Origin of the sequence: [Roseibacterium] beibuensis (assembly GCF_039542305.1) — a bacterium.
Lineage (GTDB): Bacteria > Pseudomonadota > Alphaproteobacteria > Rhodobacterales > Rhodobacteraceae > Roseibacterium > Roseibacterium beibuensis.
Genome location: NZ_BAABHW010000005.1, coordinates 52,251 through 65,956, shown reverse-complemented (window position 1 = coordinate 65,956; position 13,706 = coordinate 52,251). Strand labels below are relative to the sequence as shown.

The following is a 13,706-nucleotide window of genomic DNA, read 5'->3' as shown; positions in this document are numbered from 1 at the left end:
CTTCACAAGCCTCACCCTGCGAAACGAAAAAGGGCGGCGCCCGTGTCGCGCCGCCCGTCTCGATGCCATATGCTCCGGGGCGTCAGGCGCCGGCGGCCATCTGGTTGTGCTTGCGCAGGACGAATTCCTTGGCCGTCTCCACCGCCACGGCGGCATCCCGGCAATAGGCGTCGGCCCCGATGGCGCGGCCGAATTCCTCGTTCAAAGGCGCGCCGCCGACCAGAACGATGTAATCGTCGCGGATGCCTTTCTCGGTCATCGTGTCGATGACGACCTTCATGTAGGGCATCGTGGTGGTCAGCAGCGCCGACATGCCGAGGATATCCGGACCTTCGGTCTCCAGCGCTTCGAGATAGGCTTCGACCGGGTTGTTGATGCCGAGGTCGACCACTTCGAACCCTGCGCCTTCCATCATCATCGACACGAGGTTCTTGCCGATATCGTGGATGTCGCCCTTGACGGTGCCGATCACCATCTTGCCGATGCGCGGTGCGCCTGTTTCGGCCAGCAGCGGCTTGAGGATGGCCATGCCGCCCTTCATCGCGCCGGCCGCCATCAGCACCTCGGGCACGAAGAGGATCCCGTCGCGGAAATCGTTGCCGACGATGGTCATGCCGCCCACTAGGGCCTTGGTCAGGATGTCATACGGCTCCCACCCGCGGTCGAGCAGGATGTGAACCGCTTCCTCGATCTCTTCCTTCAACCCGTCATAGAGGTCGTCGAACATTTGCTGGACGAGTTCCTCGTCATCCAGTTCCGACAGGATGATGTCGTCCTCTTCTTCGGACATCCGCGCGTCTCCTTCATGCGGGCCCGGCCACATGGCCTGAGCCAGATACCTAGTCAATTGCGGCGGGCGCACATGGCGATTTGCGACATGGTTCTTGCAGGCCGCGACCTGCGCTTGAGAATGTTCCCTGTATGTTCTAGTTTCGCGCCATGGTGCATGACCCCGACATGACAACGGCGCGTCGGCGTGGACGGGCGGCCACGGCCAACCATGCCGGGCGGTTCGAACGCTTCGACCGCGTGGCCGAACCCGATGGATGGCATGGCGACGGGGAGGATGCGCCGCTTTTGCGCACCGAGGTTTCAGACGAGGTGCCGCGCAAGGTCATCACGCGCAACACCTCGCCCGACCTCAGTTTCGACCGGTCGATCAACCCTTATCGGGGGTGCGAGCATGGCTGCATCTACTGCTTTGCCCGGCCCAGCCATGCCTATCTGGGCCTGTCCCCCGGCCTCGATTTCGAAACCCGGCTGATCGCGCGCCCCGAGGCGCCCCGGGTGCTGGAGCGGGAACTTCGTGCGCCAAGTTACGTGCCCAAGGTCATCGCCATCGGCACCAACACCGATCCCTACCAGCCGATCGAACGCGAGCGGCGCATCATGCGCGCGCTGCTGCAGGTGCTATCCGACTATCGCCACCCGGTCGCCGTGGTGACCAAGGGGGCGCTGATCGAACGTGACGCGGATATCTTGGGCGAGATGGGGCTGGCGGGGCTGGCGCGCGTGGGGATTTCCATCACGACGCTGGACCCCGAGTTATCGCGCCGGATGGAGCCGCGCGTGCCGTCGCCCGCGCGCCGGTTGCGCGCCATCGAGACGCTGGCACGGGCGGGGTGCCCGGTGCGGGTCATGGCCTCTCCGCTGGTGCCGGGGCTGAGCGATCATGAGCTGGAAGCGATCCTGAGCGCCGCGCGCGAGGCGGGCGCGGTGGCCGCCTCGACCATTCCCCTGCGCCTGCCGCGCGAGGTGGCGGGGCTGTGGGCCGACTGGCTGGCCGAACATTACCCGGACAGGGCCGCGCGCATCATGTCCAAGATCCGCGACATGCATGGCGGGCGCGACTATGATCCCGAATGGGGCAAGCGCCTGAAAGGGCAGGGGATCTGGGCGGAGCTGATCCAGCAGCGCGTTGCCCGCGCGACCCGGGCGCTGGGCCTCGATACCGAACAGCCGCGCCTGCGCTGCGACCTGTTTCACCGCCCGCCGCGACCGGGTGATCAACTGGACCTGCTGTAACGGAAGGGACCGGAAATCTCGAGATTTCCGTTTCGGAAAACCCCGGTTTTCCGGTCCGTTTTTCTCGAGAAAAACGGCCTTGTCGGAGGGAGTTGCGCCCCATACCTGCGGGGGGACCGGACATGGGGGCAGGCGATGAGCGGATGGGACGCGCGGTTCGACCGCGAAGACTACGTGTACGGAACCGCGCCAGCGGGGTTCCTTGCGGACTGGGCGCATGTGCTCGGACCCGGCAGCAGGGTTCTTTCAGCGGCCGATGGCGAGGGGCGCAACTCGGTGCACCTGGCGGCGCTGGGCCATGACGTGACCGCTTTCGATGCCAGTCCCGTCGCCGTGGAGAAGGCTCGAAAGCTGGCAGCGACGCGCGGTGTCGTGGTCGATTTCCAGGTCGCCGGCATCGAAGCGTGGGACTGGTCGCAGCAAGTCGACGCCGTGGTCGGCATCTTCATCCAGTTCCTCGGCCCGCCGCAACGAGACCGGATGCTGGCCGACATGGCGCGCGCCGTGCGGCCCGGCGGGCTGATGTTGCTGCATGGCTATGCGCCGCGGCAGGTCGAGTACGGCACCGGCGGCCCAGGACGCCGCGAGAACATGTACACGATAACGCAATTGGCGGCCGCCTTCGACGGGTGGGAGATCCTGCGCCTCGCCGATTACGACGCCGAGATCGAGGAAGGGATCGGGCACGCGGGCCGATCCGCCCTGGTCGATCTGATCGCGCGCAAGCCCGCCTAGGCGCGGCTGCGGCGGCGGCCGCCCCGGCTGCGCTTGGGGCCTTCGCCATCGGTGCCGTCCGAGCCCGAGGAGAAGCCGCCGAGTTCTTCCGTGATCTGATCCAGCGTCGGCGCGTCGCCGCGTGGCGTCTCTTCCAGCGCGGCGCGCATGGCGCGAAGGTGCTCGGGCGTGGTGCCGCAGCAGCCGCCGATGATCTTGGCGCCCGCGTCACGCGCCATCACCGCGTAGCGCGCCATCAACTCGGGCGTGCCGTCGTAATGGATATGGCCGTCATGGTATTTCGGGATGCCCGCGTTGCCCTTGGCGATGATCGGGCGCTCGCTGCCCGCCGCGCGGAAGCCCAGAACGGTGCGCAACAGGTCCGACGCGCCAACGCCGCAATTCGCGCCATAGGCGATGGGGGCGGGGTCGATCTTTTCCACCAGCGCGGCCAGATCGGCCGAGGTGAAGCCCATCATCGTGCGCCCGGCGGTGTCGAAACTCATCGTGCCGCACCACGCGATGCCCGCCAGCCGCGCACCTTCGGCGGCGGCGGCGTATTCCTCGGGCGCGCTGATCGTCTCGACCCAGACGACATCCGCGCCGCCTTCTTTCAGGGCCTCGGCCTGTTCGTGGAACATCTCGACGGCGCTCTCGTGGGTCAGGGTGCCCATGGGCGCCATGATCTCTCCGGTCGGCCCCATGGAGCCTGCCACGATCACCTTGCGGTCCGCCTTGTCGGCCACCTCGCGCCCGATCTCGGCGGCGGCGCGGTTCAGCTCGCGCACCCGGTCCTGGGCGTCATGCAGTTTAAGCCGCGCGCTGGTGCCGCCGAAGGAGTTGGTCAGGAACAGGTCCGACCCCGCATCGACCGCGCCCTGATACAGCGTCGCGATCCGGTCGGGGTGGTCGACGTTCCAAAGCTCGGGCGAGTCGCCCGATTGCAACCCCATGTTGAACAGGATCGTGCCGGTGGCGCCATCGGCCATCAGCCAGTCGCGGGTTTGCAGCATCTCGCTCAGGGCATTGGTCATCGGGACATCTCTCCGGTCTTGCGCGCAGGGGTCACATGATGTGGGCGGTTTCGTGAAACAAGGGCAAAAAGACCTGCGTCGGGGTCATTTGCGGGTGCCGTTGCCGGGTGGAAACGCCGGCCGGGAAACAGCAACGGCCCCGCGCGGGCTGCGCGGGGCCGTTGCTTGCGCGGTGTGCGCTCAGTTCTCTTCGACCATCTGCCCTTTGGCGACGGCCAGCAATTCGTCGTATTTCTTGCGCACCTCGGTCTCGGAGACCTTGTCGCCGAGATCGCCCATCACCTTGCGCATCACGTCCTCGTGGCCGGCTTCCTCGAAATCGGACAGGACGACCGATTTCGCATACTCCTCGGCCTCCGTGCCCGTCTTGCCGAGGATGTCGGCCACCCACAGCCCCATCAGCTTGTTGCGGCGGGCCTCGGCCTTGAACTTCATTTCCTCGTCATGGGCGTACTTGTTCTCGAAGGCGCTTTCGCGATCATCGAAGGTCGTCATCGGTGTCTCCTGCGTCCAGATGGGCGTGTTGCGCGGACAATACGTGGCACACGCCCCCGCCCGCAAGCCGCGATCTTCACCGCGCCTTGCGACACACCGCGCTTTGGCCTATAGGCTCGGCCAAATGGCGGCCGGTCCGAGATGGCAGGGCCGCCTTCCGCATTTCCCCGGGAGACGCATCGCATGGCACGGCGCAAGAAGGTCTACGAAGGCAAGGCCAAGATCCTTTACGAAGGGCCCGAGCCCGGCACGCTGGTGCAGTATTTCAAGGACGACGCCACCGCGTTCAACGCTGAAAAGCGCGCGACGGTCGAGGGCAAGGGCGTGCTGAACAACCGGTTGAGCGAGTTCTTCATGACCGGGTTGAACACCATCGGCGTGCCGACGCATTTCATCAAGCGCATCAACATGCGCGAGCAGCTGATCCGCGCGGTCGAGATCATTCCGCTGGAAGTGGTCGTGCGCAACGTCGCCGCCGGGTCCATCGCCAAGCGCCTCGGGATCGAGGAGGGCACGCCGCTGCCGCGCCCGATCATCGAGTTCTACTTCAAGGACGATGCGCTGGGCGATCCGCTGGTGGCCGAGGAACATATCCTCGCCTTCGGCTGGGCCACGCAGCAGGATCTCGACGACATGGTGTCGCTTGGTCTGCGGGTGAACGATTTCCTGTCGGGCCTGTTCCTGGGCGTCGGCATCAAGCTGGTCGATTTCAAGATCGAGATCGGCCGCATCTGGGACGGCGACTACATGCGCCTGATCGTGGCCGACGAGATCAGCCCCGACAGCTGCCGCCTGTGGGATATCGAGACCGGGCAGAAGCTGGACAAGGACGTGTTCCGCCGCGACCTCGGCGATCTGGCCGATGCCTATACCGAGGTGGCGCGCAGGCTCGGCGTGATGCCGCAGCGCGAGCCCGGACCGACCAAGCCGACACTGATCAACTGACGACATGCCCGGCCATGGGCCGGGTGCTGCGCATATTAGGAAAGACGAAGGGGCAGGGCGATGAAGGCCACCGTGACCGTGATGTTGAAACCCGGTGTTCTGGATCCGCAGGGTGAGGCGGTGAAATCCGCGCTCGGCTCCATGGGGTTCGACGGGGTCGAGGGCGTGCGCCAGGGCAAGGTGATCGAACTGGACCTCGCCCCCGGCACGACCGAGGCGCAAGTCACCGAGATGTGCGAGAAGCTGCTGGCGAACACCGTCATCGAAAGCTACCGGGTGGAGATCGCCTGATGCGGGCGGCGCGGCTGACCGGCTGGCGCCAGCCGCTGGAGATCGGCACCGCGCCCGACCCGGCCTGCCCGCGTGACGGGGTGGTGCTGGAGGTGCTGGCTTGCGGCGTCTGCCGGTCCGACTGGCATGTCTGGACCGGTGGCGACCCGGTCGATCTGCCCCATATCCCCGGCCATGAATATTGCGGCGTGGTGGTCGAGACCGGCCCCGAGACGCGCAACTGGCGCCTGGGCGACCGGGTGATCGCGCCCTTCATCCTCGCCTGTGGCACCTGTCCCGACTGCCAATCGGGGCATCAGACGATCTGTTCGACGCAAGTGCTGCCCGGCTTCACCTGTGACGGGGCCTTTGCCGAGCGTGTCGCGGTCGCCCATGCCGATGCCAACCTCACGCGCCTGCCCGACGGAATGGACCCGGCGCTGGCCGCGGCTCTTGGCTGCCGGGTGACGACGGCATGGCACGCGCTGACGGGCCGTGCGGCGCTCAAGCCCGGCGAATGGCTTGGCGTCTGGGGCGGCGGCGGTGTCGGCATCGCCGCGCTGATGCTGGGCCGCGCCATGGGCGCGCGCGTGGCGGTGGCCGACGTGGTGCCCGAAAAGCTGGAGCAGGCCAAGGCGCTCGGCGCCGAAGTGCTGATCGACGCCCGCGGCGACGACCCGGCGGGGGCCATGCGCGAGGCCACCGGCGGCGGCGTGCACCTGTCCGTCGAGGCGCTGGGTTTCACAACGACGACCGAGAACGCGTTGAAATCCTGCCGGAAACTGGGCCGCATGGTGCAGGTGGGAATGCCGGCGGGTGAGCATCTGCGCATGGAGCTGCCATGGGATGCCGTTTATTCCGGCCAGCTTGCCATCTATGGCACGCGTGGCATGCCCGCGCATCGCTACCCCTCGCTGCTCGATTTCATCACGGCCACGGATCTGGACCTTTCGCCCATGATCGCGCGCCGCGTGGCGCTGTCGGACGCGACCGCCGAGCTTGAGCTTTTCGACCGCGCCGCGCCCCCGGGCGTGGCCGTCATCACCGATTTCACCGCCTGACCAGGAGTTTCGCCCATGCGTGCCGCCGTTCTCGTCTTTCCCGGCTCCAACTGCGACCGCGACCTTGCCGTGGCCTTCCAGCGGGCGGGGTTTGAAACACACATGGTCTGGCACAAGGATACGGAGCTTCCCGAACGCCTCGACGTGGTGGGGGTGCCGGGCGGGTTTTCCTATGGCGATTACCTGCGCTGCGGCGCCATCGCCGCGCAATCGCCGATCATGCGCGCCGTGGCAGGCTTTGCCGCGCGGGGCGGGCATGTTCTGGGCATCTGTAACGGCTTCCAGGTGCTGTGTGAAACGCGCCTGCTGCCGGGTGTGCTGATGCGCAATGCGGGGCTCAAGTTCACTTGCAAGATGCAGGCCCTGACGGTCGAGACCACCGACAGCCCCTTCACCAGCGCCTACAAGCCGGGGCAGGAGATCGTGATCCCGGTCGCGCATCACGACGGCAATTACCAGATCGACGAGGACGGGCTTGCCCGTTTGCAGGGCGAGGATCGCATCGCCTTTGCCTACGAGGGGAACCCCAACGGTTCGGTCGCGCATATCGCCGGTGTCTTGTCGGAGAATCGCCGGGTTCTTGGCCTCATGCCGCATCCCGAGCGCGTGGTGGACGAGGCCCATGGCGGCACCGATGGCGCGCCCCTGTTCGCAAGCCTTGCCGAGGCGCTGGTCAGCGCGTGATTTTCGCCGGATCACGGCAAGTTATCAGGCGAGGCTTGAGCGCCGAGGCCCCAAAGGCGTAACCTCTCTCCATGAGCGTCACCGAGACCTCCGCTTCCGCCAGCCGTGTTCCCCGGCTGGGCCGCCCTTGGGTGACACGCCTTGTCATGTTGGTGTTCCTCGCGCTGGCCGTGGCGGTGGTGTGGATTTCGAACATCCTTCTGACCGAGCGGTTCACCGAAACGACGCGCAACCGGGCCGAACTGCGCCTTGCGCTTTATTCCGGCAACATCCTGTCCGAAGTGCAGCGCAACTCGGTCGTGCCACTCCTGCTGTCGCGGGACCCGGTGTTGATCCGGTCGCTGGAGCAGAACGATTTTTCCAGCACCTCGGCCCACCTGATCGACTATGTGGACGAGATCGACGCGGCCTCGCTGACGCTGCTGAGCCGCGAGGGGCGGGTGGTGGCCGCCACCAACCGCGCCCACCTGTCCGAGTTGCGCGCCAACCAACCCTATTTCGTTGAGGCCGTGCGCTCCTCCGACACGGTGTTCAACATCTCCGAAAGTGACGTGGGCGCCTTTGGGTTCACCTTCTCGCGCCGGGTCGAGGCGAATAACCGTCTGCTGGGTGTGATCCTTGTCGAGGTCGATCTTGCCCGTGTCGTCGATCGCTGGCGGGGCACGTCCGAGGCGGTCTTCCTGACCAGCAGCACCGGCCAGATCATCCTGTCGACCGAGCCGCGCTGGCGCAGCCTGACCGAGGCCGAGGCGCTGGAGCGGCAACCCGCGCCCACCGCGATCCAGCGCGCGCTGGAGGCGACGGGAAACTGGGCGTTCGGCGATCCGGGGCCGTATTTCTTCGGCAATGAAACCATCCGGCTGGAAAGCCGCATTCCATTTCGTGGCTGGCGGATCGTCAGCTACACCGCCTACGCCTCGGTACGGGAGCGGGTGAACGGTGTCCTCGCGCTCGAGATCATGGGATTCGCCCTGCTGCTTGCGGGCGCGTTCTATGTGTTGAGCCGCCGGGCGCGGTTGCAGTCAGTTGTCCTGCAGCGCGAGTCGGCGGAGCTTCGCCGCCTGAACACCCGTCTACAGCGGGAAATCGCCGAGCGGCAGCGGGTCGAACGGACCCTCGAAGAGGCCGAGCAAAGCCTTGCGCAAAGCCAGAAACTCGCCGCTTTGGGCGAGATGTCGGCGGCCGTCAGCCACGAGTTGAACCAGCCGCTGGCCGCGATGAAAACCTACCTCGCCGGGGCGCGTCTGTTGTTGCAGCGCCGCCGCGTGGACGAGGCCGCCTCGTCCTTCCAGCGCATCGACGACCTGATCGAGCGGATGGGGGCCATCACCCGGCAACTCAAATCCTACGCCCGCAAGGGCGGCGATGCGCTGGAACCCGTTGATTTGCGGGATGCGCTGAAAGGTGCGATGACCATGATGGAGCCGCAACTGCGCACCACGGCGGTGGAGATCACGCAAAGCGTGCCGCGCCGTCCGGTCATGGTTCTGGCCGATCGCCTGCGCCTTGAGCAGGTCATCATCAACCTGTTGCGCAACGCGCTCGACGCGATGAAGGACAGTGCGCGACGGGAACTGGACCTGATGATCGTGGAAGGGGAAGAGGCCGTGCTGACGGTGCGCGACTCGGGTGACGGGATCGACGATCTCGAGTCCCTGTTCGAACCCTTCTTCACGACCAAGAAGCCGGGCGAGGGCGTGGGGCTGGGTCTTGCCATTTCCTCCGGCATCGTGTCCGACCTCGGCGGCCGGTTGACCGCGCGCAACGGCGCGGGCGGTGGCGCGGTGTTCGAGGTGCGCTTGCCACGCCTGGGCGACCGCGATGCCGACGACGATGGGTTGGAGGCCGCGCAATGAATGACAAGAAAGGATGCCCGCGATGAAGATTGCGATCGTGGATGACGAGCAGGACATGCGCCAATCGATCAGCCAGTGGCTGGCGCTCTCGGGTTTCGAAACCGAGACCTATGCCTCGGGCGAGGATGCGCTGAAGGCGATCGGCCCGGATTTTCCCGGCGTGGTCGTGACGGATGTGAAGATGCCGGGCATGGATGGGGTGACGCTGCTGAAACGGCTCATGGCGCAGGACAGCGGTTTGCCGGTGATCCTGATCACCGGCCATGGCGATGTGCCCATGGCGGTCGAGGCGATGCGGATCGGCGCCTATGACTTCCTCGAAAAGCCGTTCAACCCCGACCGGATGACCGACCTGGCCAAGCGCGCCAGCAACCAGCGCCGCCTGACGCTGGACAACCGGGCGCTGCGGCGCGAACTCAGCGACGGCAAGGTGCTGATGAAAAAGCTCATCGGCTCTTCGCCCGAGATGGAGCGCCTGCGCGAGGATATCCTCGACCTCGGTCAGGCCGACAGCCATGTTCTGATCGATGGCGAGACCGGCACCGGCAAGACGCTGGTGGCCCATGCCCTGCATGCCGTGGGGCCGCGCGCGACCAAGAAATTCGTGAATGTCTCCTGCTCGGCCTTCGGCGAGGAGGAACTGGGCGCGCGTCTGTTCGGTCCGGCGCCTGACGATGCGCTGCCGCTGGTCGAAGAGGCGCGGGGCGGCACGCTCTGCCTCGAGGATATCGAGGCGCTGCCCAACGCGCTGCAATCGCGGCTGCTGACCTTCATCAACGATCAGGAAACCCCGCCGCAAACCCGCATCATCGCGATCTGCAACCAGCATGCGCAGGGCCAGACGCTCGAAGACGTGCTGCGCCCCGACCTGTTCTTCCGGCTGTCGGCGATGACGATCCTGTGCCCGCCGCTGCGCGCCCGTGGCGAGGATATCCTGACGCTTTTCAACCGCATGTCCGAGCAATTCGCCGAGGAATACGGATGCGACGCGCCGCAAGTCACCGCGCAGGAGGCCGCGCAACTGCTGCAAGCGCCCTGGCCGGGCAATGTGCGGCAACTGGTGAACATCGCCGAGCGCGCCGTCTTGCAGAACCGGCGTGGGTCGGGCTCGATCACGTCCCTTCTGATGGCCGATAACGAGGCGACGGGCCCCACCATCTCGACCGAGGGCAAGCCTCTGAAAGAGTATGTCGAAGCCTTCGAGCGCATGCTGATCGACAACACGATGCGGCGTCACAAGGGCTCCATCGCGGCGGTGATGGAAGAGTTGTGCCTGCCGCGCCGGACGCTGAACGAAAAAATGGCGAAGTACGGGTTGAGCCGGTCCGACTATCTCTGATCGCCTTTGAATGCGGCGGATGCGGGCCGGGCAGGGATGCGGCGGCCCGCAATTGACACGTGCATTCATGCACCAACTGCACGTTTCTCCATTGTCATTGCCGCATTTCATCCCCTAATGTGAACGTACGGTCGCAAAGGCGACCGGCGAAACAGTTTCTCTGCACCCGTCCGACGCCGCGACACAAAACCCCGCCGCGTTCGGGGGGCAGCAGGTCACTCGGGTCAAAGCGCGATACCGCCCTCTGGCCCTTTGGAACCGCCCCCTGCTCCTCGCGGGGGCTTGAATTGGCGGACGGGCCGTGGCCCGCACGCCGGAGTCACGGACGCGATGCAACGGCGCGACGCACATATCGGACAATGGACCGGGGCGGTTTGCCCCGGCCCTCTCCGGCGCCCCATCGCCCCCTCAGAACAACGCAGTCTTTCCGCGGCGGCACCCCCAGGGCGACCGCCGGTCGGGCTGCGAGCAAGGACATCATGGCAAAGAAGATGCTCATCGATGCCACCCATCCCGAGGAAACCCGGGTTGTCGTGGTTGATGGAAACAAGGTCGAGGAATTCGATTTCGAGTCGCTGAGCAAGCGGCAACTGGCAGGCAACATCTATCTGGCAAAGGTCACGCGGGTCGAACCCTCGCTTCAGGCCGCTTTTGTTGATTACGGCGGCAATCGCCACGGCTTCCTCGCCTTCTCGGAAATTCATCCCGATTATTACCAGATCCCCGTCGCCGACCGCGAAGCGCTGTTGGCCGAGGAACGCGCCGATGCCGAGGCGATGGCCGCCGAGGCCGAGGAAGAACAGAAACCCAAGCGCCGCCGGTCGCGCCGCAAGAAAAGCGCCGACAAACCCGAGGGCGAGGGCAGTTCGTCCGAGACGATGGCCGCGCGCAACGACAGCGACGCGGTGACCAGCGGCCCTGCGGGCATGGACGTGGTCGACCTGGCGGAAGACGCCGCCAAAGACGGCCCGGTCGAAGGGTTCTCGCAAGACGCGGCAAAGGCCGACGATGCCCCGGCGGATGAAGCGAAAGCAGCCGAGGCCTCCGACGAAAGCACGCCGCCCGAAGCCGAGGCCGAAAACGGCCCCGAGGTCTACATCCCCCCCGCGGATGACACCGAAGAGATCGACCCCGACGCCGATGCCGGGAACGGCGAGGACGAGGAGAACGGCTCCGACGAGGGCGGCGCTGACGAAGGCGAGGCGGATGCCGAGCCCGAGGACGACGATGAGTCCGATGACGAAGGCGATGCCGACGACAAGGACGACGGCGACGCCGAAACCGTCGCCGATGACGACACCGAGGAAGACATTCGCCCGGTGCGCAAGCCGCGCCCGCGCAAATACAAGATCCAGGAAGTCGTCAAGGTGCGCCAGATCATGCTGGTGCAGGTCGTCAAGGAAGAGCGCGGCAACAAGGGCGCGGCGCTGACCACCTACCTGTCGCTGGCTGGCCGCTACTGCGTCCTGATGCCCAACACCGCCCGTGGCGGTGGCATCAGCCGCAAGATCACCAACGCCGCCGACCGCAAGAAGCTCAAGGAAACCGCGCAATCGCTGGACGTGCCGCAGGGCGCGGGCCTGATCATCCGTACCGCAGGCGCCAAGCGCACCAAGGCCGAGATCAAGCGCGATTACGAATATCTTCAGCGGCAGTGGGAACAGGTCCGCGAACTGACGCTGAAATCGGTCGCGCCCGCCCCGATCTACGAAGAGGGCAACCTGATCCACCGCGTGATCCGCGACCTTTACAGCCGCGAGATCGACGAGGTTCTGGTCGAGGGCGATGCCGGGTACCGGCAGGCCAAGGACTTCATGAAGATGATCATGCCGTCCCACGCCAAGAACGTGAAGCATTACACCGACCCGATGCCGCTGTTTGCGCGGTTCAAGGTCGAGGGCTACTTGGCCGACATGTTCAACCCGGTCGTGCAGCTGAAATCGGGCGGTTACATCGTGATCGGCGTGACCGAGGCGCTGGTGGCGATCGACGTGAACTCGGGCCGGGCCACCAAGGAAGGCTCGATCGAGGAAACCGCGACCAAGACCAACCTGGAAGCTGCGGAAGAGGTGGCACGCCAGTTGCGCCTGCGCGACCTTGCCGGTCTGATCGTGATCGACTTCATCGACATGGACGAGCGGCGCAACAATACCGCCGTCGAGAAGCGCCTGAAGGACAAGCTGAAAACCGACCGCGCCCGCATCCAGGTGGGCCGTATTTCGAGCTTCGGCCTGCTGGAAATGAGCCGCCAGCGCCTGCGTCCCGGCATGATCGAGGCCACGACCCAGCCTTGCCCTCATTGCCACGGAACGGGCATCCAGCGCTCGGATGACAGCCTTGCCCTGTCGATCCTGCGCCAGTTGGAGGAAGAGGGCACGCGAGGCCGGTCGCGCGAGGTGTTGCTGACCGCGCCTGTGGGCATCGTGAACTTCCTGATCAACCACAAGCGCGACTACATCGCCTCGATCGAGGCGCGTTACGGCATGGCCATCCGGCTTGAGGCGGACACCGCGCTGATCTCGCCCGATTTCAAGATCGAAAAGTTCAAGACCGCGACCCGCAAGGTCGTGGCCGTGGCCCCGGTAGTCTCGATGGACGCCGCCCTGATGGAAGAGATCGAGGGCGAGGCCCAGGAGGTCGAGGAAGACACCGCCGAGGCGCAGGATCGCCCGGAGGCCGAGGGCGATGAACAGCCCAAGAAAAAGCGCCGTCGCCGCCGCGGTGGCCGCGGTCGCCGCAAGTCAAAGACGAACGGTGAAAACGGCGACAATGGTGAAAACGGCGAGACCGGTGAAAACGGCGACAACGACGACAACGGCGAAAACGGTCAGGCGGAGGATGGCGACAGCCCCGAGGCCAATGTCCAGACCGAGAGCACCGAGGCCCAGGATGTGACGGCTGACGATAGCGCGCCCGAACAACCTGCCGACCCGCAGCCCGAGGAGGCGGCGCCGGAAGAAAAACCCAAGCGCAGCCGTCGCCGCTCCAGCCGGGCTAAGACGAAAGAGAGTGCCGAGGCGGAGGCCGCCGAAGCGCCCGCCGAGGACACCGAGGCCCCGGCCACTGCGGATGACACGGCATCCGAGCCTGTGGAGGCCGAAGCAGCCGAGGCCCCCGCGCCGGAGGAGGAGGCCGCCGAGCCCCCCGCCGACCCCGAGCCGGACCCGCAGCTCGAGCCGGAACCCGAGGCGGTGGAACAGCCGGACAAGCCCAAGAAAAAAGGCTGGTGGTCCCTCGGTTGATCCCGGTTGAACCGAAAAAAGAAAGGGCGCCCCACGGGGCG

12 protein-coding genes are annotated in these 13,706 nt (G+C 66.0%); 9 read left to right on the top strand and 3 right to left on the bottom strand.

Annotated elements, in window-relative coordinates; genetic code table 11:
• Positions 1-82: 82 nt before the first annotated feature.
• A complete protein-coding gene (locus ABD923_RS15100; RefSeq protein ID WP_259552864.1) occupies positions 83-790 on the bottom strand; it encodes a corrinoid protein in 708 nt (235 codons plus the stop codon).
• A gap of 149 nt (positions 791-939) precedes the next feature.
• Between ABD923_RS15100 and ABD923_RS15095 the strand changes: the two genes are divergently transcribed.
• Together ABD923_RS15095 and ABD923_RS15090 are read left to right on the top strand one after the other, a co-directional pair.
• Positions 940-2,025, top strand: a complete 1,086-nt coding sequence (locus tag ABD923_RS15095) for a PA0069 family radical SAM protein (protein WP_345229523.1) — start codon at positions 940-942, stop codon at positions 2,023-2,025.
• Between the two features lie 135 nt (positions 2,026-2,160).
• Positions 2,161-2,760, top strand: coding sequence for an SAM-dependent methyltransferase (locus ABD923_RS15090; protein WP_259552868.1), 600 nt, complete (start codon positions 2,161-2,163; stop codon positions 2,758-2,760).
• Here the strand turns inward: ABD923_RS15090 and bmt are convergent.
• A complete protein-coding gene (bmt, locus tag ABD923_RS15085; protein ID WP_259552870.1) occupies positions 2,757-3,773 on the bottom strand; it encodes a betaine--homocysteine S-methyltransferase in 1,017 nt (338 codons plus the stop codon). The two genes, ABD923_RS15090 and bmt, sit on opposite strands and share 4 nt — an antisense overlap.
• A 180-nt stretch (positions 3,774-3,953) precedes the next feature.
• A complete protein-coding gene (locus tag ABD923_RS15080) occupies positions 3,954-4,268 on the bottom strand; it encodes a DUF1476 domain-containing protein (RefSeq protein ID WP_222187066.1) in 315 nt (104 codons plus the stop codon).
• A 183-nt stretch (positions 4,269-4,451) separates the two neighbouring features.
• Between ABD923_RS15080 and purC the strand changes: the two genes are divergently transcribed.
• The 7 genes from purC to ABD923_RS15045 all read left to right on the top strand — a co-directional run bounded on the left by purC (position 4,452) and on the right by ABD923_RS15045 (position 13,665).
• Positions 4,452-5,213: a phosphoribosylaminoimidazolesuccinocarboxamide synthase gene (gene purC / locus ABD923_RS15075; protein ID WP_259552872.1), complete on the top strand. Its 762-nt coding sequence runs from the start codon at positions 4,452-4,454 to the stop codon at positions 5,211-5,213.
• A gap of 60 nt (positions 5,214-5,273) precedes the next feature.
• Entirely contained in the window at positions 5,274-5,504 is a 231-nt protein-coding gene (purS, locus tag ABD923_RS15070) for a phosphoribosylformylglycinamidine synthase subunit PurS (RefSeq protein WP_222187068.1), read from the top strand.
• Positions 5,504-6,544 carry an alcohol dehydrogenase catalytic domain-containing protein gene (locus tag ABD923_RS15065; protein ID WP_259552884.1) on the top strand — a complete coding sequence of 347 codons (1,041 nt, stop codon included), beginning with the start codon at positions 5,504-5,506 and terminating at the stop codon, positions 6,542-6,544. Before purS ends, ABD923_RS15065 begins: the two co-directional genes overlap by 1 nt.
• Before the next feature lie 15 nt (positions 6,545-6,559).
• Entirely contained in the window at positions 6,560-7,228 is a 669-nt protein-coding gene (gene purQ / locus ABD923_RS15060) for a phosphoribosylformylglycinamidine synthase subunit PurQ (protein WP_259552886.1), read from the top strand.
• A gap of 71 nt (positions 7,229-7,299) precedes the next feature.
• Positions 7,300-9,084, top strand: coding sequence for an ATP-binding protein (locus tag ABD923_RS15055; protein WP_222187071.1), 1,785 nt, complete (start codon positions 7,300-7,302; stop codon positions 9,082-9,084).
• Positions 9,085-9,106: 22 nt separating this feature from the next.
• Positions 9,107-10,423: a sigma-54-dependent transcriptional regulator gene (locus ABD923_RS15050; protein WP_259552888.1), complete on the top strand. Its 1,317-nt coding sequence runs from the start codon at positions 9,107-9,109 to the stop codon at positions 10,421-10,423.
• Positions 10,424-10,902: 479 nt separating this feature from the next.
• On the top strand, positions 10,903-13,665 hold the full coding sequence (locus tag ABD923_RS15045) for a ribonuclease E/G (RefSeq protein WP_259552889.1): 2,763 nt from the start codon (positions 10,903-10,905) through the stop codon (positions 13,663-13,665).
• Positions 13,666-13,706: the final 41 nt, after the last annotated feature.

Excerpts from the sequence above, each read along its gene's own strand:
- ABD923_RS15090 (WP_259552868.1), top strand. The coding sequence starts at position 2,161 with ATGAGCGGATGGGACGCGCGGTTCGACCGCGAAGACTACGTGTACGGA.
- ABD923_RS15045 (WP_259552889.1), top strand. The coding sequence starts at position 10,903 with ATGGCAAAGAAGATGCTCATCGATGCCACCCATCCCGAGGAAACCCGG.
- purC (WP_259552872.1), top strand. The coding sequence starts at position 4,452 with ATGGCACGGCGCAAGAAGGTCTACGAAGGCAAGGCCAAGATCCTTTAC.
- ABD923_RS15065 (WP_259552884.1), top strand. The coding sequence starts at position 5,504 with ATGCGGGCGGCGCGGCTGACCGGCTGGCGCCAGCCGCTGGAGATCGGC.
- ABD923_RS15080 (WP_222187066.1), bottom strand. The coding sequence starts at position 4,268 with ATGACGACCTTCGATGATCGCGAAAGCGCCTTCGAGAACAAGTACGCC.
- purQ (WP_259552886.1), top strand. The coding sequence starts at position 6,560 with ATGCGTGCCGCCGTTCTCGTCTTTCCCGGCTCCAACTGCGACCGCGAC.
- purS (WP_222187068.1), top strand. The coding sequence starts at position 5,274 with ATGAAGGCCACCGTGACCGTGATGTTGAAACCCGGTGTTCTGGATCCG.
- ABD923_RS15055 (WP_222187071.1), top strand. The coding sequence starts at position 7,300 with ATGAGCGTCACCGAGACCTCCGCTTCCGCCAGCCGTGTTCCCCGGCTG.
- ABD923_RS15100 (WP_259552864.1), bottom strand. The coding sequence starts at position 790 with ATGTCCGAAGAAGAGGACGACATCATCCTGTCGGAACTGGATGACGAG.
- ABD923_RS15095 (WP_345229523.1), top strand. The coding sequence starts at position 940 with ATGGTGCATGACCCCGACATGACAACGGCGCGTCGGCGTGGACGGGCG.
- bmt (WP_259552870.1), bottom strand. The coding sequence starts at position 3,773 with ATGACCAATGCCCTGAGCGAGATGCTGCAAACCCGCGACTGGCTGATG.
- ABD923_RS15050 (WP_259552888.1), top strand. The coding sequence starts at position 9,107 with ATGAAGATTGCGATCGTGGATGACGAGCAGGACATGCGCCAATCGATC.